The sequence below is a fragment of the Bacillus sp. AFS055030 genome, assembly GCF_002574545.1.
Taxonomy (GTDB): domain Bacteria; phylum Bacillota; class Bacilli; order Bacillales; family Bacillaceae_G; genus Gottfriedia.
Genome location: NZ_NUGT01000046.1, coordinates 1 through 22,545, shown reverse-complemented (window position 1 = coordinate 22,545; position 22,545 = coordinate 1). Strand labels below are relative to the sequence as shown.

Genomic DNA, 22,545 nt, shown 5'->3' with positions numbered 1-22,545 from the left:
CTTATAATACGAACTAATGCTTTAGTTGAAAAACATGGGTTGCTTCGGCGGCTCTTTTTTGTGCAACCAAATGGCAGGTTAGTTGTATAAGAAAGTTATCAATTAGGGATTTTAAATAATTCCATTTTCATTAAAGGAGAGTTATTTTATGCCCCTAATGTCTCTATTTAAATCCAGAATAGTAACAGTTTTTTTAGTTGTAGTTTTAATCTCTGATTTTTCATTCACTAGCGTTACTGACGCGAAAAAATCTGATTCTCCTTACTACTCAGGTTCAAGAAATCTTTTACCTGAATGGCAACTTGTAGAAAAAGAAATTGGAAGGACAGGTGTCATGAAACCAGATGAAATCTTTTATATAAGCCTTCCACGGAATGATTTGAAAGTAACTGTTAAAGATAAACCTATTCGTTCAGGATTAGCTTTAGGTGGCTGGGTGGCTTTTTAAAAAAAGTCAAGCAATGGTAATTGGTGATTTAGTTCTTACGGAAGAGGAAAGTCAACCAGTCATGAGTGAACTATTTAAGCAAGGAATCAGCATATAAAAAAGAAAGTAAACTAAAATTGTGGGTGCCGATAACGAAAAAATTATGGTGTTTAGTAATAGGTGGCATCCTTATAGNNAAGGTTGGTGAAAAAATGGGTAAAAATAAGAATAACCAATTAAAGAATAATAAAAATGCTCTACCAACAAAAGCAGATGCAGAATTTGCTGGAGAAAATGGACTAAAAGCTCAAAAAAGTCACAATAAGTAAAAAATAGGAACTTAAACATTGGAATTAATAGATGGCGATGCTTTTTGATGGCATCGCCTTTATCTTGTTGGACTTACGAGGTAGTCCAACAAGGACATTACTTTTCATTTAAAAAAAGAGTTAAATATATTCAACTAAGCATACGTTAGCTCATTAAGTTTGAAAATTCTATTGGTTTCATTTTGGAATTTCAATATGTAATGCCTTAGCTTGAGCAGGATATGATTCTCTTATACCCCCGTCAATCCAGACAACAATTTCCTGGCCTTCTTCGTATTTTTTTATATTGTCATTTTCGTTTAATGTTACCCATATTAAACCAGTTTTTTTATCATCGACTAAAACTCGTTTCCCATTGTTATCGATCTTAGAAATAACACCTTTAACATCAACTTCTCCTTTAACATCTTCTTTATGACCAATGTGAGTACAAGCGGTAAGGAGAAAAAAAGTTAATATAAATAACAATTTTTTCAATTCGAATCATCCTTTGGAAGATTATTTATACTATCTATTAGTTTTCTTCGCATTTAATAAAATTCCTTCTACAGATAGCCTAACAGTTCTTTCAAGCCTTGAACTTGTTCAACTAAAATTAAAAAAATACTAATAAAACCAGTTTATTATTGACGAGAAATATTTAATAGTGATAAGATATTTATTTTGACAAAAATATAATAAATGTTATGCTTAAATTGGTTAGAAATTAAATGGGGGTGTAGAATATGTTTGAAGTTGGTGATAGTATTTTTTATCCAATGCAAGGGGCCGGTACAATTGAATCGATCGAAGAAAAAGAAGTGCAAGGTGAAATACAGCAGTATTTTATTATAAGATTACTCTTAAAAAATATGGAAGTAATGATTCCAATTTCAAAAATGGATATTTCAAGAATTCGTATGGTTGTGGACTCACATACAATCGACAATGTATTAAATAATTTTCATAATGGAGAATCTGATCATTCTCTTTCATACAAACAGAGATTTAAGCTAAATACAGAGAAAATGAAAACCGGTAATATTGAAGAAGGTGCAGAAGTAGTACGTGATTTATTGCGTATAGAAAAAGGAAAATCTCTTAATTCAAGTGAAAAACAGATGTTAGGAAATGCAAGTAAATTATTAATAAGTGAACTTAGTTTAGTTAAAGGGATTACAGATATTCAAGCAAAAGAACTTTTATTCAGTTGAAAAATAATCTAGTAAACTTCTAGTAATGTGATTAGAATTTCCAATTTTTAATTCAAACTCCTTATTTTAAGAAGACACAACCACCCCGATTGTTCTTCAATTTTTTTCCCCTTTTAATGCCCATTAATAATTCACTAAAAAAGCATCCAAATTTTAATTGGATGCATACTTCAAAATTCCACTTAAAAAAATTGATTCATCAAGTTGTGTGCAATCTTTTAGTTTAATTTTTCCTTCTAGTTCGAGTTCTTTGGCCAGTTTTTCAATCATATTTATATCATTTTCTAAGGAATTTTTAATGTTGATTAAAAAGTAATTCCCTCTTGTTGCAAGTCGAAGGTTCTTCAATAGACTCTCTTTATTCATTTTCACATCTCCCTTCTAATTAGTTTAATTCGACACAAAAGAGGGTTTGTCCTGTAAATTCATGATAGTGATTTACTATAAATTGGATATCTATTAGAAAGTATTAGGAAGAATAACATAAATTTAATGCGCACTCATACTGCATATCAGTCCTATCGCGTTTTATTCAATTAGAGAATCCCGTTCTAATTCTTCTTTAATGTCTTTTATTACAATAAAAACCTACTTTGTATTCAATTATTATTCAATCCTCAAATCATAATTAATTACTCAAACTTCGAACCTAAATATAGAGGCTGAAGTTTTGAGTCAGTTATTTACTCAAAAACTACAAAATACTCCGCAGTGAAAAAATCTTATAAAAAAATAAATTATATCAAACCCTTTTGTGTTTTCTCCCGTTATCTATAGTGATACTTGTAAAAAGAGGGGGAAAGAAATGAACAAAACCGTTTTTATTACTGGATTATTATTAATGATGGTAGTGTTACTTGGCTTTTCGGAAACTGTGGATTTGAAACAGGCGCAGGCTAGCCGAAATAATGATGAAGTCGTAAATGTTTACGGACCAGGAGGACCTCTTGGGCCAATGAAAGAGCTGGCGGAACGGTTTACAGAGGAAACTGGAATAAAAGTAAATGTAACTGCTGGTCCAGAAGCAAAATGGATTGATAAAGCCAAACAGGATGCTGACATTATTTATGGAGGCTCCGAGTATATGCTTCGTGACTTTATGCTCAACTATCCAGGAATGATTGATGAAAAAACACGTATTGAGCTGTATCCGAGAACGGCAGGCATTTTAGTCAGAAAGGGAAACCCAAAGAACATTCGAACGTTGGAGGATTTAACAAAAAATGGGGTTAAAATTATTGATGTGAATGGTGCAGGCCAGCTTGGACTGTGGGAGGATTTGGCGGGAAGAAAAGGTCTTATTCCTGGAATTGACCGCAATATTGCTATTTCAGTAAAATCAAGCGCGGAAGCCATTGAACACTGGAAAGCTAATTCCAAATATGATGCTTGGATTACATACGAGTCTTGGCATTATCGGTTAAAAGACGATACAGATTTGGTTCAGCTTCCTGAAGAAGACAAACTGTATAGGGGAACACCTATTAGTATGACGAATGATTCGAACAATAAGAAAAAAGCAAAAATGTTTATCGACTACTTAAAAACAGAAACTTCACACCAAGTTTTTCAAAAATGGGGATGGAAATGATAACTAGTAAAAGGAGTGGTTGAAGATGAAAAAATGGATGTTTGTTTTATCCATTTTTGCAGTTATATTTGTTTTAGGCGCATGTGGAAATGAAGGGGCAAATGGAACTCAAAGCGAAACTGATGTAGCATCGGAAACCGTTGCTAAAGAAGACGTTGCAAGTTTGCAATTGTTTAAGAATGAAGTTGTCGGTGAGTATCTAACTGATACAGAGGGAAAGGCGCTATACTATTTTAAGAATGACGTATCCGGAAAAAGTAACTGCACTGGTGATTGCTTAGCAAAATGGCCTCCATTTACAGAAAAGGAATTTGAAGTGCCGGATGGATTCAATAAAAAAGACTTCGGTACGCTTACTAGAGAGGATACTGGGGCGGAGCAGGTAACGTACAAAGGATACCCTCTGTACTACTTTGTGAATGACAAAAAAGAGGGTGACGTAAACGGCCAGGGTGTGAAAGATGTATGGTTTATTGTAAACAGTGAAACATTCTTTCAATAAATATAAAAAGGATCAGAAATTTTCACAAGGGTGATGGTTCCTATTCATCACTTTATTGTAAAGGTTTAACCAATTATAAGGAAATCAATGGTGAGGAGTTCAGGTACGATTGAAGAACAAACGTGATGACAAATTTATTGTAATTGCGGATTGAGAAGTAAATTGTTAAAAAATCGGGCGCGCTTCTTAAGTTAGGAGGTGTGTTCTTTTTAAGGTGACATTAATCAAATAAAAGAAATTAACTACTCAAAATCAGAGAGAATCAATTTGAAGAAAATTGGGACGGACCGATTATACCTTAGGCAGTTGATAATAGTTATTATAAACGAATTGTCGAGGGTGCTCTCTGATCTAGTATCAATGTAATACTATCCTTATCCTTTTTACGAAGAGCAAGTGGAAAATTGGATTCTATAGAAAATGGAGAATTATTCTGGAAATAGGTAATTGAACGATCGATGCGTTAGTTGACTAAAACGAGTTCCTTGTAACTCGTTTTTTTATTGAAGTTTATGGCAGTTTAATTTCTTAAGAAAAGGATTTTATGGTATTAAACAGTATTAAAATAATAAGGTCAACATATTTGATAAAAATACCCGAATTGTTAGGAGTGTTTATTAATATGCCTATTATTAAAACGGAAAAGAAAAGTAGTTTAATAGCTCTTGTGATTTTGTTCGTTTTTATGATTGGAATAGTAACATTCTACATTCCTATAGTCCAAAATACATATAACAAAATTAGTATTCAACGAACTAAGATTATTACTAACGTTTCAAAAACACTTACAAAAGATGAGATTTATAAACTTGAACGTAATCAAAGAATTTCAGCTAACAAATTTGAGAAAGAAAATGAATGGTTGTCTAAAGAAATGCAAAAAGGTGCAACAATGATCGAGTTTAACTATGACTTTATGTATGATCATCCTGAATACGATTCAGTTAAAATATCTTTTACTTTAACCAAATACAAAGTTGATGGGAAAACAATTGAATTCATTTCGGATGAAGGAAAAATAACAAAAATTCATTCGAAAAGTGGTTGGAAAGATTATCATACTAAATAATTTGTTATTGAACTAACTCATCAGTAGTTGAATCTTATTTTTAGAGCAGGATTTAACTGAGTCAAATTAAAAAGAACACCACTTTTTTTAGATATTCTAAAAACTGTAGTGTTCTTTTATTATACTTTTTTAAAGCATTTACTTTTATCGCTTCACACGAATTTCCAATTCCTCAAGCTTAAGTGATAATTTATCCTCATCAATATTTATTTTTAAATCTTCGAATGTATATTCAGCAAAATGTGGTATATCAATTGTAATGGCAGAAAGCTCCTTACTAATAAATGTAGAGTCCTTACCTGCTTCTAATTTCTTTTTGTAGCGATTAAATTTAGAATCAAGATTTTCCATATTCTCGTATAATTCTTCAACTGTGTTATAAAGTTGAATTAATGGAATAGCCGATTTTTCGCCTACTCCAGGGCAACCTGGTATATTATCACTAGAATCACCTAATAAGGCTTTTACATCAACCCATTGTTTCGGATGGATTCCATAATCATTATTAAAGTGCTCTAGTGAGTAAACAATTTCACCGGTTTTTTGAGCAATAATTTGCGATGTATGTTCATTTATTAATTGTAGTAAGTCCCTGTCATTACTATAAATATAGCATTTATTTTTAATCGTTTCAGACCATTTATTTGATAACGTACCCATTAAATCATCTGCTTCATATGGTGCCATTTCTAGTTGGGCAATTCCGATTTCTTCTAATGCTGTTTTTAAAGTGAAATATTGTTCGATAAGTGGCGTTGGTAGTTCTCCACGAGTTGCTTTGTAAAAATCATATTTATTTCGACGATCAGTTTCTTCGCGTTTAACATCCCAAGTAATGGCAAGATGAGTAATGTCATGCTCTTTAATTAAGTTAAAAAGCTTTGGAATAAATACTCTTAATGCATTTATATAAACTCCATTTTTCGTCTTAGAAAGTTGTTCATCACTTCTCCCATAGGAGGTTGCAAAATAGCCTCTACTTAATAAGTTAAAGCCATCTATTAATAATAAAGATTGATTTTCCATTTATAAATCACCTAATATCTATTTATTTAATATGAAAATGATAGCATATCCAACCCAAAATGATAACTAGAGTATTACTGCCAATTCGAATGAAGTACCGATCTTAAGCACATTTTATTTTATTTTATTTATTCATAATGACATAAAATTTTCGTTAAAAATTGAATTTTCTGTTTATTAATTAGGTAACTTTTACTATAATGGAGTTTAAATAAAAAAATGCAAAGGGTAGGTAGTTATATGGAGAAGGTAAAAAGTACTGTAAAGATTGAGGATATTTTAGTTGCCTATAATACATTGAAAGAAGTTACGAATAAAACACCTTTGCAGATTAGTACAATGCTTAGTGAAAAATATAATTGTAACGTATTTTTAAAGCGAGAGGATTTACAAATAATTCGCTCATTTAAGCTTAGAGGAGCATATTACAAAATTAGTAACTTGTCTTATGAAGATAGACAAAAAGGGGTTGTATGTGCAAGCGCAGGTAATCATGCTCAAGGCGTAGCGTATACATGTAATCAATTGCAGGTGTATGCGAAAGTATTTATGCCATCAACAACACCGAATCAAAAAGTATCTCAAGTGAAATTTTTTGGTGGACCATTTGTTGAAGTGATCTTAATTGGTGACACCTTTGATATTGCCCATCAAAATGCGCAAGCTTATTGCGATGAAAATCAAATGACATTTATTCATCCATTTGATGATCAAGACGTAATTGCAGGGCAAGGTACTGTAGCAGTTGAAATATTAAATGAAATTGACCGTCCAGTAGATTATCTATTCGTCGCAATTGGCGGAGGTGGATTAAGCTCTGGTGTTGGAACTTACATAAAAGGAATTAGTCCTTCAACTAAGGTGATTGGAGTAGAGCCGCTAGGTGCTGCTTCAATGGCCGAATCAATTGCAAATGGAAGAGTTGTAACGTTACCTTTTATTGAGAAATTTGTTGATGGAGCAGCAGTTGGCCAAGTTGGTTATTTAACATATGAAATCTGTAGAGAGGTAATTGATCAAGTAGTCGCTATTCCTGAAGGAGAGATTTGTACAACGATTTTAGAGCTTTATAATAAAAATGCAATCATTGCAGAACCCGCTGGAGCTATGTCTGTATCAGCTTTAGAATTATTTAAAGATGAAATAAAAGGAAAGAACGTCGTTTGTATCGTATCTGGTGGAAATAATGATATAGACAGACTTCAAGAAATAAAAGAAAGGTCTTTAATTCATGAAGGACTAAAACATTATTTCATCATCAACTTCCCACAACGATCTGGCGCATTACGTGAATTTCTAGATAAAGTATTAGGACCAAACGATGATATTACGAGGTTTGAATACACAAAGAAAAACAATAAGGACAATGGACCAGCACTAGTTGGAATAGAATTGGCCAATAAATCCGATTACAAAGCATTGATTGAGCGAATGAATTGTCATGAAATTCAATTCATGGAAATAAACAATAACCCAACATTGTTTAATCTACTTATTTAAACTACTTAATCTTATCAAATATTATAGTGAAAAAACCTACAAGATAAATAATTTTCTTGTAGGTTTTTGAATTTTGTTACAAATGGAATAGGTATATTTCCAAGTGAAATCAACACTATAAAATTAAGTGATAGCTAAATTTCTTTTATTTATGAATTCACGTCTCTTGACATCATAAATTAGTTAAAATACAATATTTCTAGAAATACTGAAATAAGCGCTCGTCTTTGAAAGGAGGTTAAAGTGGTGAACGATGATCTTGCAGTAAAAGTTTATAAGGCATTAGGTGAATCCACTCGTTTACAAATTGTTAAAGTACTTGCTAAGCAATCTGAATTAGCTTGTATCGAAATGAAAAATCAAATAAAAGTATCGGCCAATTCTACATTGACACATCATTTAAAACCATTACTGGATTGCGGCTTGTTAACAGTTCGCAAAGAAGGGACCTTCAGATACTATAGTTTACAACGAGAAGTTTTGGAAAAATATGCACCCGCTTTACTTTAAAAATAAAGCGGTATAATTTTAGTTTATATTTCAGTATTTATAGAAATACCGAATAAGAAAAGGGGAATTGAATATGAGCTTAGTAAGCAATGGAGGTACTAGTTGGGGAAAATTAGAAAAGGGTCTAGAAAGTAAACTTTTTGAACCAGTAAAAATAGGTGCATGGAATTTACGTAGTCGTACTGCAATGGCGCCATTAACAAGAAGTTTTGCTAATGATCAAACGGGTGTTGTTGGAGATGATGTTGTTGAATATTATCGTAAACGAGCTACTGACGGCATAGGGCTGATTATTTCTGAGGGAACAGTTATTAGTCCACGTGGAAAAGGATATCCAGGTATTCCGGGTATTTATTCTAAAGATCAAATTAAAGCTTGGAAAAAGGTGACTGATGCTGTTCACAAGGAAGGTGGCACAATGATTTCACAAATCTGGCATGTTGGACGATTATCTCATCATGAGCTTGCTGGAAATATGCCACCACAAGCACCATCAGCGATACGCGCTGAAGGATTAGTTTCTCGTTTTCGTAAGCCATATGATATTCCTGAGGAAATGACTACACAGGATATTAGGGATGTAATCAATCAATACGCTCAAGCTGCTAAAAATGCCATTGAAGCTGGGTTCGATGGAGTCGAAATTCACGCTGCACATGGATACTTGATCGATCAATTTAATTCAGATGTTACAAACAATCGGACAGATCAATACGGTGGTGATCTACCGCAAAGATTAACTTTCATGAAGGGAGTAATAAAAGCAGTTATTGAAGCGATTGGTACTGATAGAACGATGATTCGCTTTTCTGCACATAAAGCAGATATTCCAGGCTATATGTGGGAAGATCCGGATTATGCAATACGTACATTTATTGAAGCATTCAAAGAAGTAGGTGCAACTTTATTACACCCTTCGATTATGCAATTTGATCGTATACTTGCAGATGGTAAAACGATGCATCAGCTTGTTAGAAAGTACTGGGATGGAATAATTGTTGGAGTTGGATCATTAAATCCAGAAATGGCTGAAAAGGCTATTAATGAAGGAACAATTGATATTGCTGCGTTCGGGCGTCCAATAATTTCGAATCCAGATCTTTTACATCGTTTGAAAAATGGTGAAGCAATTGAAGAATATGATGTTAAAAAACATTTAAATGTTCTAGTCTAAGCCTTTTTTTGAATAGATAGTAGGAAGGAAGCTAATAAAATGGCTTCCTTAAATAGTGCTTAATATTTCGGTATTTATAGAAATATAAAATTATGTTGGAAGGAATTAAATTATGACGAATAATGGGAAAATTTATATTTTAGCAATGATTAGTTTTTTAGTTGGAACTTCGCAATATGTTATTTCTGGTATTTTAGATAAAATGGCCATCGAATTAGGTATTTCTATTGAAGCTGCAGGGCAATTAATTACGGTGTATTCATTGATTTATGCCATCGGTACACCGATTTTAATGGCTGTATTAGCTAAAATGGAACGTCGAAAATTACTTTTAATTTCTTTAAGTGTATTTATAATAGGTAATTTATTAGCAGTACTTGCACCTGGTTACGGTTTATTTATGGTTGCACGCATTATAATGGCGTTAAGTGCAGGGGTTACGATTGTAACAGTACTTAGCTTGGCTGCAAAAATTGCTCCAGCAGAAAAAAAGGCAAGTTCAATTGCCACTGTTGTCATGGGATTTACTGCTTCACTAATTATTGGGGTCCCAATTGGTAGATTTATAGCAGCTGCTTATGATTGGAGATTCGTCTTTCTTGGAGTTGCTATATTTGTTTTAATCTCTTTAGCAATTATCGTTAAAACAATTCCACAAACTAAAGGAGATCAACCGATACCGTTATTGCAGCAAATCGCATTGTTTAAACAACCAAAAATCGCATTAGCTTTATCCATTACTTTTTTCTTAATGAGCGGATATGGGATCGTATTTACGTATTTATCACCGTATCTTATTCAAACTACAAACATGAGCGATCACGTTTTAAGTTTTGCGCTATTAATACTAGGTATCGCTAGTTTATTCGGATCAAAATTCGGAGGATTCAGTGCAGACCGATGGGGAATTACACTTACATTAAAACGAGGATTAGTTCTTAATATTTTATCGATTTTATTATTATCATTCATCACCAGTTCAATCTATTCAGTCATCATTATCCTTACATTATGGTCATTTACTGGATGGTCATCTGGTGCAACACAACAATTTAACTTAGCAACAATATATCCTAAATCATCTGATGTTTTATTAGGTTTAAATCAGTCAATGATGCAATTAGGCTTTGCCTTTGGTGCAGCAATCGGAGGGCTAGCAGTGAGTCAATTGTCGATTCGTTCAATTACATGGATCGGTTCAATTCCTGTTTTTGTTTCATTAATCGTAACAGTTGGATTATCACGTTATTTAATGAATGAAAAGAAAATCAGACAGGGTGTTGGCACTCAAATAAGAGCTTAAAGGTTTATTGATAGTTAGTTTTGTGAAAAAATATTTTTTATGGGCTGTCTTATTGTCGAGTTATTGACAATAGGCGCCCCTTTTTAATTTCTCGTTTTAAAAATAAGTATCTCAACTTTACATATTTTGAGACAAAATACTGTAACAAATAGATAATAAACGTAGTTTTCGGAAATTATTTGCAGTTCACTTTTTATTTGTAGGATTTCATCATTGCATTTAATTGCAGCATTTCTTGTATTGTTCAAACTTAAATAGGCATGATTCGTTTTTTGCCCTTTCTTAACAACTAGATATTTTATTACAAAAACAAAATGAATAATATACGAATTATATGAATTTTTATAATAATTGAATTTCAACCTTTTTCGAATAAAAGTATTCCTAATGCATTGTAACCGATTTATAATTGAATTCGGAAAGCCTCAAACTATACTTGTCATTAATACATAAAAAAATTTTCTTTAACAAAAATGGAAAATAATAAAACGATAATTTTTTATATTTATTTCATAATAAATAATATATAAAATGGGGGCTTACTCCTTTTAGATAAATAAACATAATTAAGGAGCTGGTATTTATGTCAAGCAAGACATTAGAAGCATTTTTAACTCCACAATTAACTGAGTTAAAAGAGAAAGGCCTCTATAATGAGATTAACTCTTTAGAAGGTTCTAACGAAGCTACTATTCAAATTAGTGGTAAACAATTTATTAATTTATCTTCAAATAACTATCTTGGTTTTGCGACTCATCCTCGCTTAAAACAAGCTGCTATTGAAGCGACTGAAAAATATGGAGTTGGTGCAGGAGCGGTACGTACGATTAATGGTACGATGGATATCCACGATCAACTTGAAAAAGCGATTGCTGAATTTAAACATACAGAGGCTGCTATTGCATTCCAATCTGGTTTTAACTGTAACATGGGTGCGATCTCTGCAGTAATGACAAAAAAAGATGCAATACTATCTGATGAATTAAACCATGCTTCAATTATCGATGGTTGCCGACTTTCTGGGGCAAAAATTATTCGTGTAAAACACCAAGATATGGATGATTTACGTGAGAAAGCAAAAGAAGCTACAACTTGTGGTTTATATGAGAAAGTTATGTACATAGCAGATGGTGTCTTCTCAATGGATGGAGATGTAGCAAATATTCCTGAAATCGTAAAAATTGCTGAAGAATTTGGCTTAATTACTTATATCGATGATGCTCATGGTTCTGGCGTTATGGGTAAAGGTGCTGGAACAGTAAAGCATTTCGGATTATCAGATAAAATTGATTTCCAAATTGGTACACTTTCTAAAGCAGTTGGCGTTGTAGGTGGATATGTAGCAGGTTCACAACAATTAATCGATTGGTTAAAAGTACGTGCACGTCCTTTCTTATTCTCTACTTCTTTAACACCAGCAAATGCTGCAGCTTGTATTGAAGCAATTCGTATTATGTCTGAAGAACCAGAAAAAATCGAAAAGCTTTGGGAAAATGGTGATTACTTAAAAGCTGGTTTATCAAAGCTTGGATTTAATATTGGTGAGTCTGAAACACCAATTACACCATGTATTATTGGTGACGAAAATCTTACACAAGAGTTTTCAAAACGTTTATACGAAGAGGGAGTTTATGCGAAGTCAATCGTATTCCCAACAGTACCACTTGGAACTGGTCGTATACGTAATATGCCAACAGCTGCGCATACTAAAGAAATGCTAGATGAAGTTTTAGCTATTTATGAAAAAGTTGGTCGTGAATTAAACGTTATAAAATAATTTTAATCATTAAATTCGATATTTTTACTATAAGGTGGACTAAGGAATGAAGAAAATATTAATTACTGGTTGTTTTGGACAAATCGGTTCAGAATTAACTATGCGTCTTAGAAAAGAATACGGTGTTGAAAATGTAGTTGCGACAGATATTCGCCGTCTTGAAGGAAGTCCAATTTTAGAAACTGGTCATTTTGAGATTTTGGATGTAATGGATAAAGAAAAAATGTTAGAGATTGCTAAAAAATATGAAGTTGATACGTTCATTCATTTAGCTGCTCTATTATCTGCAGTTGCAGAAGCAAAACCTACATTAGCTTGGGACTTAAATATGGGTGGATTAGTGAATGCTCTTGAAGTAGCGAGAGAATTAAACTTAAAATTCTTTACGCCAAGTTCAATCGGTGCTTTTGGCCCGTCAACGCCAAAGGATAACACACCACAAGATACAATCCAACGTCCAACGACAATGTATGGTGTTACAAAAGTAGCTGGTGAATTATTATGTGATTATTACTTTGAAAAATTTGGAGTAGATACTCGCGGCGTACGTTTCCCAGGCTTAATCTCTTATGATACAGTGCCTGGTGGAGGTACTACTGATTATGCTGTTGATATTTATTATGAAGCATTAAAAAATAAAAAATATACTTCATTTATTGGTGAAGGAACATACATGGATATGATGTATATGCCAGATGCAATCGATGCAATTATTAAGTTAATGGAAGCAGACCCTTCAAAACTTAAACATCGTAATGCATTTAATATCTCAGCGATGTCATTTGAACCAACTCAAATCGCGGCATCAATTCGTAAATTCATCCCTGAATTTACATTAGATTTCGACATTGACCCTATTCGCCAAGGAATTGCTAATTCATGGCCAAATTCAATTGACAGCTCTGCTGCAAAAGAAGAGTGGGGCTTCGATCCGAAATATGATTTAGATCGTATGTCTGAAGATATGCTAAATAAATTAGCTGCAAAGTTAAACGTAACTCAGGCTTAATAAAAGAAGGAGACACAAGTCTCCTTCTTTTTTATTTTCTCCACCTATACTAATCCCTGTTTTTGGTATTTTGTTAAGTAATTTGACACAAACTTAACATGTATCAATTGATTAAATTAAAATGCTGAAAAAAAGGAAGTTAGAAAATGAATAATTTAGATCAAAAGGGATTACCACTAACGATTAAAGACATTAAAACTGCATATGAACTTTTAGAAGGGAAGGCTCGTAAAACACCTTTAGTAAAATCATTTTATTTAACTTCAAAGTCGGACGGAGAAATTTATTTAAAACTTGAAAATATGCAATTAACAGGTTCTTTTAAATTTCGAGGTGCATTTAATAAAATTTCACATTTAAATGAGGAAGAAAGAAATAAAGGAGTTATCGCCTGTTCAGCAGGGAATCATGCACAAGGTGTCGCTTTATCATCAAAGCTATTACATATAAAGAGTAAAATCATCATGCCTAAAACTGCACCAATAGCAAAGGTTGATGCAACAGAAGGCTACGGATCAAATATCATTTTATACGGTGACACATTTGATGATGCGAAAGACTATTGTGCTAAAGTACGTGATGAAACTGGTGAAACATTCATCCATCCATACGATGATATTCACATTATGGCTGGTCAAGGAACGATTGGTATTGAAATTTTAGATGATCTTTGGGATGTTGATACAATAATTGTTCCAATTGGTGGTGGAGGTCTTATTTCGGGTATTGCAGTCGCATTGAAATCATTTAATCCAACAATAGACATTATTGGTGTTCAAGCGGAGAATGTACATGGTATGAAAGCATCAATAGACGCTGGGGAAATCGTAAGTAACTATATTGCACCAACAATAGCCGATGGTTGTTCTGTAAAGGTTCCAGGTAAATTAACTTTTGAAATTGTAAAAGAATTAGTAACTGAAATCATTCTTGTTAGTGAGGATGAAATAGAAGTCGCAATGAAGGATTTACTGCAGCGCGGTAAAGCAGTAGTGGAAGGTTCAGGTGCGCTTGCGACAGCAGTAATTTTATCAGGTAAAGCTTCAAAATATATAAAAGATAAAAAAGTAGTGGCAATCATATCGGGTGGAAATGTTGACCTGAAAAGAATTTCTAGTGTTTGTGAACATTTCTTTGGAAATGAAGTAAAGTGATTTTTAAAGAATGGGTGAGTGATCCGATTGTCGGAAAATAAATTAAGAAGAGAAATGGGATTTATTGCAGCTTTAACGACTGTAATTGGTACGGTAATTGGCGGTGGAGTTTTCTTTAAAGCAACAGCTGTTTATGGCGCAACTGGTTCTGCAAGCTTAGGTTTATTAGCATGGATTATTGGTGGCATCATTACCATTTGTGCTGGTCTATCCGGCGCTGAGCTTGCCGCAGCAATACCAAAAACAGGAGGAATGGTTGCCTATTTAAAGCATACCTATGGAGATTTAACTGCTTATTTACTTGGATGGTCTCAAACGATCATTTATTTTCCAGCAAATATTGCCGCGCTTTCGATTATTTTTGGCACGCAAGCAGTTTCCATATTTGGTGTCTCAGCTAATTCTAATCAATTCACCGTTACGATGATTGCTGTAGTAACTGCAATTTTTATCACATTCATGAATTTTTTAGGAGCAAAAACTGCTGGTAGTATTCAATCACTTTTTACGTTTTGTAAACTAATACCGTTGGCGATTTTGATTATATTTGGGTTATTACATGAAGGAAATGTGACTTTTCAGCTTTTTCCAATTGAAGTAGGAAATGATCGAAGTTTTTTTCCAGCACTTGGTTCAGGTTTACTTGCTACGATGTTTGCATATGATGGTTGGATCCTCGTAGGAAATATAGCCGGAGAAATGAAAAATCCTAAAAATGATTTGCCAAAAGCAATCGTATTTGGTTTAGCAGCTGTAATGGCGGTGTATCTATTGGTTAACATATCCTTTTTATTTGTATTAACCGCAATGCAATTAGCTAGTACATCTACACCTGCCACTGAAGTTTCAAAAGTGTTATTCGGTAATTTTGGAGGAAAACTCGTCTCGATCGGAATTTTGATTTCCGTATTTGGTACAATAAATGGCTATACAATGACTGGTATGAGGGTCCCTTATGTATTAGCTAGAGAACAAAAACTTCCATTTAGTAGTTGGTTTGGTAAATTATCTAAAACTGGAATTCCATATAATGCAGGTCTATTTATCCTAATAGTTGCCATATTTATGATGTTTATAGGTGGATTTGACCTATTAACGGACATGTTAGTATTTGTCATTTGGATCTTCTATACATTAACATTTATTGCTGTTTATATTTTACGAAAACGGGAACCAGATCTGAACAGGCCATATAGAGTACCTTTTTTGCCTTTAGTACTCTCAATCGCAATAATTGGGGGAATCTTTATCGTCGTTAATACACTTATGACGCAAACTATTTTAGCATTTTGGGGAATTGGCTTAACATTAATAGGGCTTCCTGTTTATTACATACTACGGAAAAAACATGTTGTAATAGATGATTGAAAAAGGTAGGAGAATCTCCTACCTTTTATACTGATAATTGAATTTATAGCTGTTTGCTTATTTTAGAAAAATTTTTGTTCCTATGATTCATTTTAACATTCAAAAATCTATAGGAAGTTATGGCTCCAATCAATAAAAACAAACTGGCAATGATTGGTGGTAATAAATGATAAAAATCAGTATACCCAATCATAAAATGGACTGCAAACGCAGTTATCAGTGCAGGTAGGCTTCCGAACAATAATGTGAACCAAATCCAATTTTGATTTTGTCTGAATCCCCACAATGAAATCATAAGTACGAGTAAGCCGACACTTACTAACCCTCCTCCAAAACCAGCGCGGTCATGTGAGATAACAGGTATTAAGTGTTGATTAAATGCATTCAAACCAGAAGGTGTTATACATAAATAATTCAAATCTGTTTTAACAAAGGTAGTAGTGACGCCTATATAGGAAATAACACATCCTCCGAGTATGATTGAAAATCCTAGAATAATATAAAATAATTGTCCAATTAAACTAAGTTTCCAAGCGGAATTATTTGTTAAATTCTCAGATTCCGGACTTCTATTTATACTTTTTGTTTTAAAAAAACCAATTAAGAATGGTATTAATAGAACGACCCAAAATAAAGCGTGTAGCCAGTCAAAGTAACCATATCCTATAAAAAAGAGTATTGCTAAAAAACCTACGAACGCACTAGTGTCGCTTGCTTTCTTTGCCCAATGATATTGATGTTTAATACCATTTCTGGCTAATGCCATGAACAATATTCCACCCGACATAATCGTCCCTGAAAGTGTCATCCGATCATGTGACATAAAGGGGAGAATTCGATCGTTAAACTGTGTAATTAACTGACGATTAATCGTTAAAAAGTGCTCATCATAGGGAAGGACTATGGAAGTTAAACTAATAAATAGAGCAAGTAATCCGCCCATAAACATAAAAAGCCCAAATAAAAAATACCAAATCCAACCATTATTTGTACTAGTGTTTGCTTTTTCCCTTTTATGCAATATTGCTTCATTGATCCGCTTTGGTAATCCAGGACCACTTAGTACATATCCATGAGTCAAAAATACTAATGTTGCTCCAGCATCGATTAATTCGATTGCATCAATCGGTTCAATCACTCCTCCTTTTGTAAAAATAGATATCTCAAACTGATTTGATTTTAATTTTTGAATTGAATGAATTAAGTTATTTTTTTGTTCTAAATCAGTAGAAATTGGAGGTTCTTCAATTAATATTGAACTAAATGGGAAACTTTCTTGTTTAAGCAAATCGTCTATTTCATTTGGATTAATTGATAGACAGATCGGTTTAGTAGAATCCCACTTATTTTCTACTAAATCCTTGGCCAAATCAAACTCTAAGATGAATAAATCTACAAAATCAGAAAGCCTTGATTCAATCAGTTTAAATTCATCAAAACTCCCAACGATTCTAGCAAAAATGGGCGTTTTCTTATGTATTTTTGAAAATTTATCTACTATTTGTTCGATGGTTAATACATTATTTTCCTCTATTCCAATTAATTGATTATGTTTCAAATCAATGAGGGGACTATTGTTAGTAGCAGTGTCACTTATCGAAATAGGTCCAATTTCAATCACACCAAATCCTAAATTCATAAAAGCACTTGTCCCAGACAGATAGGGGTCAATTTTAGAGGCCAAGCCAATTTGATTTTTCATTTTCAAATGATGAATCTCTTTTTCAAGGGAATTGTCCGTGTTTAAATGACCAAGAAATTCGATTAGACTTGGACCAAGTGGCATAATTGAAATTTTATTCATGCTTTGATGAATAAATTCTCTTGAAAGCTTTGAAGGAAACTTTGAGAGCAATGGTTTAAAAATTGTATGATAAGACCAATCAGGCATAGTATGACCTCATTTTCTTTCAGATTACATCTAGTTTACTTTGACAAATAGAAAATGAAAACACTTTCTTTCAAAAATGTGAATTAATTCACAACACATTGGAATTTTTGTATAAATATGGTATAAATAAAAAGAGTTATCTACTTTCAAAATTAGTGGGATAAGTAAGGAAAAGGTTGTATAGAAAGGCGTATATGTGATTACAATGGTAAATATGCAAAAAGTGATAGTGATCGTTGGTCCTACAGCAGTAGGGAAAACAAAGCTAAGTATTGAACTTGCAAAAGCTGTTGATGGAGAAATCATTAATGGCGATGCAACACAAGTTTATAAAGAATTAAATATTGGTGCAGCTAAAATTACAGAAGAAGAAAAGGAAGGAATTCCGCATCATTTAATTGATTTCCTTGATCCAAAAGAATCTTTTACAGTTGCTGATTTTCAAACTTTAGCTAGGGAAAAAATTAAAGAAATAGCTAATCGAGGTAAAATTCCAATTATTGTTGGTGGTACTGGATTATATATCCAAAGTGTTTTAACTAAATATGAATTTGCTGAGCAAGAGGGTGATGAGCTTTTAAGAAACCAATTAGAGGGTTTTGCGATGGCCTTTGGGAATAAAGCTTTACATGATCAATTAAAAGAAATTGATCCAGAAAGTGCAAAGCAAATACATATGAATAATGTCAGAAGAGTAATCCGTGCAATTGAAGTTTTCAAACTGACAGGGCAAAAATTTTCAGAGACCGCATTTAAGAAAGAGCCAGAGTATTTATATGATGCAGAAATCATCGGATTATCGATGGATCGAGAGCTACTATACAAACGAATTAATTTACGAGTTGATCTAATGTTGGAAGAAGGACTAGTAGAAGAAGCAAAAATGCTCTACGACAAAGGTATTCGAAATTGTCAATCTGTGCAAGCGATTGGCTATAAAGAGCTTTACGATTATTTTGATGGAATTTTAACGAAAGAAGAAGCAATCGATTTAATTAAACAAAGCTCAAGAAGGTATGCAAAAAGGCAAATGACATGGTTTAGAAATAAAATGAGCATTCATTGGTTTGAAATGAATGGACATAATTTTGATATAAAAAAACTGGAAATTTTAGCTCTACTTGAAGGAAAGGGCTATTTCATCTCGAATAAATATATGTAGAGGTAGAAGAGGAGGAAAAGGACATGAAAACATCAATCAACATTCAAGACCAGTTCTTAAACCAATTACGTAAAGACAATCTAGCGGTTACAGTATTTTTACTTAATGGATTTCAAATTAAAGGGAAAGTAAAAAGCTTTGATAACTTTACGGTATTATTAGATGTTGAAGGTAAACAACAATTAATATATAAACATGCAATTTCAACGTTTGTACCATCAAAAAACGTTCAAATTGAAATGTAAAATAAATTGAAAAAAGAGCATTGATCTTATGGTCAATGCTTTTTTAATTTTCTATTGTAATTTGAATTCGATAATATTATTATGTAAACTAATGGGAAGGGGAATACAAATGTATGTCCCAAAAGAATTCACAGAAACGGATCTAAATCAATTAATAAAAGAAATGAAGAAAAATAGCTTCGGAATATTAGTATCAAATAATGACGAAGCAAAAATAGAAGCAACTCATTTACCTTTTATCATTCAAGAAGCAAAAGAGAGTTTAATAATCATTACACATTTAGCTAAGCCAAATCCTCAATGGAAAACGTTGAATGGTAAGGAATGTTTAATCATCTTTCCAGGACCACATGCATATGTTTCTGCTTCATGGTATGAAGAAAAAAATACAGTTTCAACTTGGAACTATACAGCAATCCATGCTTATGGAAAAGTAATAACGATTGAAAATAAGGATGAGATGAGAAAAATCGTTTTAAAAACGACTGACTATTTTGAAAAAGGACAATCAAAACCTTGGAAATACGAAGATCACTCAGATTATGTTGAAAAACTACTATCAGGAATTGTTTGTTTAAAAATAGAAGTAATAGAGTTAATCGGAAAAAAGAAATTAAGTCAAAATCATTCGATTGAGAGAAGAGAAAAAGTAATTGCAGCTTTGCAAAATGAAGAAAAATATTCTTCGAAAGAAATCGCAGAACTTATGAGAGCAAAACTAAATACAAGTTCTTAAAAACACCGAGAAAAGGAAGGAGTTATGATGATCAAAATCATAACTCCTTTTTATTTGGGTGTTCATTTTCCCTAAAAAATTGAAAGTATCGCTTTAAAGAAACAGGGGTCTTCAATCCAACTAATTGCTGAATATCTTCCACTAATAATCCCTCTTTTATTTTCCGTAGAATAAAAGTGTTTCTTAAATGTTGGGAGCAAAGTCCCTTTCTAAGTCCAGCTCTTTTAACTTCCAACCTAAGCATTTTTTGAAATGCAATTTCTGTTAGTGCTTTCGGTGAATCTGTATCGTAAACCCAATGGAATGTCATGCGATTAAAATCAAATGCAACAAAGAGCGGATGAGTTGAATGATAGTGAGGTCTTACGGGCTCGGGTATCGTGACAAAATAATTATATAATAGTATTCGATCTTCTTTTGTGAGAATTATTGTTCTTTTAACGCCTTCCTTGCTATGGACAACAAGTTCATTTAATGCGAAGTTAATATCTCTCATTTGTAAATCAATTAATTCCTTTAAAGTCAGTCCATAAAACAGCATAAAACGAATCATTATTTCATTGCGGTCCATTAAAAATGATCTAGCTTTTAATTGTTTTTCTGACAAATCTGTCGTGGATTGAACGATCGATAGTAACTTTTTTTCTTCTTCTTCTGAGATAAAATCGTCTGTTGAAAGAGCGCGAGAAGGTCCTGCTAAATAGTTCGTGAATGGTATGATATTTTCGATCGATGAATTATTAGAATTTAAAAATTTATAAAATTGATTTAGTACGACATAAATTCGATGCATTGTTTTCTCATTATATCCACGTTCAGATGTTAAATAATAGAAATAATCATTAAAATTTTGAACTTGTAAAGTACTAAAACTTTCATTAACTTTTTTAAAGTAACGGAAACATTCTTCTAAATCATAGCAATAACGCTTAATGGTAGATTCTTTTCTTCCTTTACTATTTAAGTGAGAGGCAAATTGCAAGATGACATCAGGTAAAGTAGCAGTCGTTAAGTTTGGGATCGTCAAATTAATCAACTCTTCTCTTTTTTTCTCTCATTATATCAAATATCTTAATAGTATTTAGTAAAATTTAGCAATCTTATCCAATTAACTGTTTGTCTAGAGAATAAAAGTTTTGAAATGAATTGTTCGTACATATAATAGTAAAAAATTTATTTAGTAAAATACTTTAAAAAATCTTAAAAAGAACTGTAGCGAGTTTTCTCATAAAGTGTTACCTATAGATCCACAAAAAATGTTCTAAAGAATAAGAGAGGTGTCATGTTTGGAGCAACCAATTCGTTTAAAAGATAACGGCCAAATAAATGTTGTACTTAATACAGTGAAAAGAGGAGAGGTTTCTCCAAATCCAGTTATTGAAACAGTGAAACAGCCTAAACATGAGTTGTTAATTGAAATAGAGGATCAATTAAGGCATTTAATTGGCATGGATGAAATAAAAAAAATGATTCATGAAATTTATGCTTGGATATTTATTAATAAAAAAAGAGAAGAATTAAACTTAAAAGCTGAAAAACAAGTTTTGCATATGTTGTTTAAAGGGAATCCAGGAACTGGAAAAACGACAGTTGCTAGAATTATTGGCCAATTATTTTTGAAAATGGGTGTATTGTCAAAAGGTCACCTAATCGAAGCAGAAAGAGCAGATTTAGTCGGAGAATACATTGGTCACACTGCTCAAAAAACTAGAGATTTAGTAAAAAAAGCAAATGGTGGCATTCTTTTTATAGATGAGGCATACTCACTTGGCCGTGGTGGGGAAAAAGATTTCGGAAAAGAAGCGATTGATACACTAGTTAAACATATGGAAGATAAACATGGCGACTTTGTACTTATTTTAGCCGGCTATTCTTCAGAAATGGATTATTTCTTAAGTTTGAATCCTGGACTAAAATCAAGATTTCCATTCATATTGGAATTCCAAGATTATTCTGTTAAGGAGCTTTTAGATATTTCCAAAAAAATGTTTGTTGATCGAGAATATATTTTATCTCGGGAAGCAGAATACCGATTAAGAGATTTTATCCAAAAAGCAAAACTTGAAAATCGCGCTCATTTTAGCAATGGGCGGTTTGTCCGTAATATCGTTGAAAAATCGATTAGGACACAAGCAACAAGATTAGTATTTGAGTCAGAGTTTAATCGTGAAATATTAATGAGGATCGAAGAAAAAGATTTATATATGACAGACAAAATCGATTCGATTAATTGATGGATTAACTATGGTGTTTTCTATTCCACCACCTTTAATGTAAAAATAAGTTGAAATAATGAGTACTATACAATTTAAATAACCGTATATGTGGAGAAGACAAACGCTTTTTTAGGTTTGTTTTTTCGTGGTAATGGAAAATGAAAATAAGGATTAATTTTTACTTGTGTAAGTGCTGTGACGGAAAAATAAAAAAACAAACCATTATTAGGTTTGTTTTTTGCAGAGTGTTGAAAAATGAGCTTGTCAACTAACTAAACTAATTTTTGGTTGATTTCCACTATACCCTGTCATGAGGAAGAATCTTTCTATTTTTCACTGGTTTACTTCCTCATGAACCTGTTA

23 protein-coding genes are annotated in these 22,545 nt (G+C 32.6%); 18 read left to right on the top strand and 5 right to left on the bottom strand.

Translation table 11 applies throughout. The annotated features are described in order from the left end of the window. Positions 1-148 precede the first annotated feature (148 nt). Both CN925_RS15600 and CN925_RS15595 read left to right on the top strand, forming a co-directional pair. Positions 149-448: a DUF1259 domain-containing protein gene (locus tag CN925_RS15600; protein WP_098847236.1), complete on the top strand. Its 300-nt coding sequence runs from the start codon at positions 149-151 to the stop codon at positions 446-448. Next, on the top strand, positions 429-545 hold the full coding sequence (locus CN925_RS15595) for a DUF1259 domain-containing protein (RefSeq protein WP_098847234.1): 117 nt from the start codon (positions 429-431) through the stop codon (positions 543-545). Before CN925_RS15600 ends, CN925_RS15595 begins: the two co-directional genes overlap by 20 nt. A gap of 388 nt (positions 546-933) precedes the next feature. On the opposite strand, the gene CN925_RS15585 is transcribed toward CN925_RS15595, so the two are convergent. Next, positions 934-1,233: a DUF3221 domain-containing protein gene (locus CN925_RS15585; RefSeq protein ID WP_098847228.1), complete on the bottom strand. Its 300-nt coding sequence runs from the start codon at positions 1,231-1,233 to the stop codon at positions 934-936. Between the two features lie 248 nt (positions 1,234-1,481). Here CN925_RS15585 and CN925_RS15580 point away from each other — a divergent pair, with 248 nt between their 5' ends. Next, a complete protein-coding gene (locus tag CN925_RS15580) occupies positions 1,482-1,949 on the top strand; it encodes a CarD family transcriptional regulator (RefSeq protein ID WP_098847225.1) in 468 nt (155 codons plus the stop codon). Between the two features lie 153 nt (positions 1,950-2,102). Here CN925_RS15580 and CN925_RS15575 read toward each other — a convergent pair whose 3' ends face one another. Further along, positions 2,103-2,315: a hypothetical protein gene (locus tag CN925_RS15575; RefSeq protein WP_098847223.1), complete on the bottom strand. Its 213-nt coding sequence runs from the start codon at positions 2,313-2,315 to the stop codon at positions 2,103-2,105. A gap of 439 nt (positions 2,316-2,754) precedes the next feature. On the opposite strand from CN925_RS15575, the gene CN925_RS15570 reads away from it, so the two are divergent. The 3 genes from CN925_RS15570 (at position 2,755) to CN925_RS15560 (ending at position 5,111) form a co-directional block, all read left to right on the top strand. Beyond that, complete coding sequence (locus CN925_RS15570; protein ID WP_098847221.1) at positions 2,755-3,540, top strand: extracellular solute-binding protein; 786 nt, start codon at positions 2,755-2,757, stop codon at positions 3,538-3,540. Between the two features lie 25 nt (positions 3,541-3,565). Further along, positions 3,566-4,042, top strand: coding sequence for a COG4315 family predicted lipoprotein (locus CN925_RS15565; protein ID WP_098847218.1), 477 nt, complete (start codon positions 3,566-3,568; stop codon positions 4,040-4,042). Between the two features lie 622 nt (positions 4,043-4,664). Then, positions 4,665-5,111: a hypothetical protein gene (locus CN925_RS15560; RefSeq protein ID WP_098847215.1), complete on the top strand. Its 447-nt coding sequence runs from the start codon at positions 4,665-4,667 to the stop codon at positions 5,109-5,111. 144 nt (positions 5,112-5,255) lie between these two features. Here CN925_RS15560 and CN925_RS15555 read toward each other — a convergent pair whose 3' ends face one another. Continuing rightward, positions 5,256-6,137 carry a 5'-3' exonuclease gene (locus CN925_RS15555; protein ID WP_098847213.1) on the bottom strand — a complete coding sequence of 294 codons (882 nt, stop codon included), beginning with the start codon at positions 6,135-6,137 and terminating at the stop codon, positions 5,256-5,258. 240 nt (positions 6,138-6,377) lie between these two features. Here CN925_RS15555 and ilvA point away from each other — a divergent pair, with 240 nt between their 5' ends. From ilvA to CN925_RS15515, 8 genes are all read left to right on the top strand, one after another. Then, positions 6,378-7,637, top strand: coding sequence for a threonine ammonia-lyase IlvA (gene ilvA / locus CN925_RS15550; RefSeq protein ID WP_098847245.1), 1,260 nt, complete (start codon positions 6,378-6,380; stop codon positions 7,635-7,637). A gap of 246 nt (positions 7,638-7,883) precedes the next feature. Continuing rightward, complete coding sequence (locus CN925_RS15545) at positions 7,884-8,147, top strand: ArsR/SmtB family transcription factor (RefSeq protein WP_098847211.1); 264 nt, start codon at positions 7,884-7,886, stop codon at positions 8,145-8,147. A gap of 73 nt (positions 8,148-8,220) precedes the next feature. After that, complete coding sequence (locus CN925_RS15540; RefSeq protein ID WP_098847208.1) at positions 8,221-9,321, top strand: alkene reductase; 1,101 nt, start codon at positions 8,221-8,223, stop codon at positions 9,319-9,321. Positions 9,322-9,433: 112 nt separating this feature from the next. Further along, a complete protein-coding gene (locus CN925_RS15535) occupies positions 9,434-10,624 on the top strand; it encodes an MFS transporter (RefSeq protein ID WP_098847205.1) in 1,191 nt (396 codons plus the stop codon). Positions 10,625-11,207: 583 nt separating this feature from the next. Beyond that, a complete protein-coding gene (locus CN925_RS15530) occupies positions 11,208-12,401 on the top strand; it encodes a glycine C-acetyltransferase (RefSeq protein ID WP_098847202.1) in 1,194 nt (397 codons plus the stop codon). Positions 12,402-12,447: 46 nt separating this feature from the next. Further along, positions 12,448-13,410, top strand: a complete 963-nt coding sequence (locus tag CN925_RS15525; protein WP_098847199.1) for an L-threonine 3-dehydrogenase — start codon at positions 12,448-12,450, stop codon at positions 13,408-13,410. Positions 13,411-13,556: 146 nt separating this feature from the next. After that, positions 13,557-14,564, top strand: coding sequence for a bifunctional threonine ammonia-lyase/L-serine ammonia-lyase TdcB (tdcB, locus tag CN925_RS15520; protein ID WP_098847196.1), 1,008 nt, complete (start codon positions 13,557-13,559; stop codon positions 14,562-14,564). Positions 14,565-14,618: 54 nt separating this feature from the next. Next, positions 14,619-15,932: an APC family permease gene (locus tag CN925_RS15515; RefSeq protein WP_483295208.1), complete on the top strand. Its 1,314-nt coding sequence runs from the start codon at positions 14,619-14,621 to the stop codon at positions 15,930-15,932. Positions 15,933-15,975: 43 nt separating this feature from the next. Here the strand turns inward: CN925_RS15515 and CN925_RS15510 are convergent, their stop codons facing one another. Continuing rightward, positions 15,976-17,823, bottom strand: a complete 1,848-nt coding sequence (locus CN925_RS15510) for a dihydroorotate dehydrogenase (protein ID WP_098847190.1) — start codon at positions 17,821-17,823, stop codon at positions 15,976-15,978. 199 nt (positions 17,824-18,022) lie between these two features. Here CN925_RS15510 and miaA point away from each other — a divergent pair, with 199 nt between their 5' ends. The 3 genes from miaA (at position 18,023) to CN925_RS15495 (ending at position 19,966) form a co-directional block, all read left to right on the top strand. Beyond that, entirely contained in the window at positions 18,023-18,985 is a 963-nt protein-coding gene (miaA, locus tag CN925_RS15505) for a tRNA (adenosine(37)-N6)-dimethylallyltransferase MiaA (RefSeq protein ID WP_483295207.1), read from the top strand. 23 nt (positions 18,986-19,008) lie between these two features. Continuing rightward, positions 19,009-19,230 (top strand): RNA chaperone Hfq, encoded by a 222-nt coding sequence (hfq, locus tag CN925_RS15500; RefSeq protein WP_056470298.1) that lies wholly within the window; start codon positions 19,009-19,011, stop codon positions 19,228-19,230. Between the two features lie 109 nt (positions 19,231-19,339). Then, the gene (locus tag CN925_RS15495) at positions 19,340-19,966 is read left to right on the top strand and encodes an FMN-binding negative transcriptional regulator (protein ID WP_180232983.1); all 627 of its coding nucleotides are present in this window, start codon (positions 19,340-19,342) and stop codon (positions 19,964-19,966) included. Positions 19,967-20,003: 37 nt separating this feature from the next. Here CN925_RS15495 and CN925_RS15490 read toward each other — a convergent pair whose 3' ends face one another. Then, positions 20,004-20,993, bottom strand: a complete 990-nt coding sequence (locus CN925_RS15490; protein WP_286138407.1) for a tyrosine-type recombinase/integrase — start codon at positions 20,991-20,993, stop codon at positions 20,004-20,006. A gap of 259 nt (positions 20,994-21,252) precedes the next feature. On the opposite strand from CN925_RS15490, the gene spoVK reads away from it, so the two are divergent. Beyond that, complete coding sequence (gene spoVK / locus CN925_RS15485; RefSeq protein WP_098847187.1) at positions 21,253-22,200, top strand: stage V sporulation protein K; 948 nt, start codon at positions 21,253-21,255, stop codon at positions 22,198-22,200. Positions 22,201-22,545 lie beyond the last annotated feature (345 nt).

What these genes read in the sequence shown, in the direction of transcription:
- CN925_RS15495 (WP_180232983.1), top strand. Translation starts at nt 19,340, where the DNA reads ATGTATGTCCCAAAAGAATTCACAGAAACGGATCTAAATCAATTAATA.
- CN925_RS15530 (WP_098847202.1), top strand. Translation starts at nt 11,208, where the DNA reads ATGTCAAGCAAGACATTAGAAGCATTTTTAACTCCACAATTAACTGAG.
- CN925_RS15515 (WP_483295208.1), top strand. Translation starts at nt 14,619, where the DNA reads ATGGGATTTATTGCAGCTTTAACGACTGTAATTGGTACGGTAATTGGC.
- tdcB (WP_098847196.1), top strand. Translation starts at nt 13,557, where the DNA reads ATGAATAATTTAGATCAAAAGGGATTACCACTAACGATTAAAGACATT.
- CN925_RS15555 (WP_098847213.1), bottom strand. Translation starts at nt 6,137, where the DNA reads ATGGAAAATCAATCTTTATTATTAATAGATGGCTTTAACTTATTAAGT.
- CN925_RS15600 (WP_098847236.1), top strand. Translation starts at nt 149, where the DNA reads ATGCCCCTAATGTCTCTATTTAAATCCAGAATAGTAACAGTTTTTTTA.
- CN925_RS15575 (WP_098847223.1), bottom strand. Translation starts at nt 2,315, where the DNA reads ATGAATAAAGAGAGTCTATTGAAGAACCTTCGACTTGCAACAAGAGGG.
- CN925_RS15510 (WP_098847190.1), bottom strand. Translation starts at nt 17,823, where the DNA reads ATGCCTGATTGGTCTTATCATACAATTTTTAAACCATTGCTCTCAAAG.
- CN925_RS15580 (WP_098847225.1), top strand. Translation starts at nt 1,482, where the DNA reads ATGTTTGAAGTTGGTGATAGTATTTTTTATCCAATGCAAGGGGCCGGT.
- ilvA (WP_098847245.1), top strand. Translation starts at nt 6,378, where the DNA reads ATGGAGAAGGTAAAAAGTACTGTAAAGATTGAGGATATTTTAGTTGCC.
- CN925_RS15540 (WP_098847208.1), top strand. Translation starts at nt 8,221, where the DNA reads ATGAGCTTAGTAAGCAATGGAGGTACTAGTTGGGGAAAATTAGAAAAG.
- hfq (WP_056470298.1), top strand. Translation starts at nt 19,009, where the DNA reads ATGAAAACATCAATCAACATTCAAGACCAGTTCTTAAACCAATTACGT.
- CN925_RS15535 (WP_098847205.1), top strand. Translation starts at nt 9,434, where the DNA reads ATGACGAATAATGGGAAAATTTATATTTTAGCAATGATTAGTTTTTTA.
- CN925_RS15565 (WP_098847218.1), top strand. Translation starts at nt 3,566, where the DNA reads ATGAAAAAATGGATGTTTGTTTTATCCATTTTTGCAGTTATATTTGTT.
- CN925_RS15560 (WP_098847215.1), top strand. Translation starts at nt 4,665, where the DNA reads ATGCCTATTATTAAAACGGAAAAGAAAAGTAGTTTAATAGCTCTTGTG.
- CN925_RS15570 (WP_098847221.1), top strand. Translation starts at nt 2,755, where the DNA reads ATGAACAAAACCGTTTTTATTACTGGATTATTATTAATGATGGTAGTG.
- CN925_RS15525 (WP_098847199.1), top strand. Translation starts at nt 12,448, where the DNA reads ATGAAGAAAATATTAATTACTGGTTGTTTTGGACAAATCGGTTCAGAA.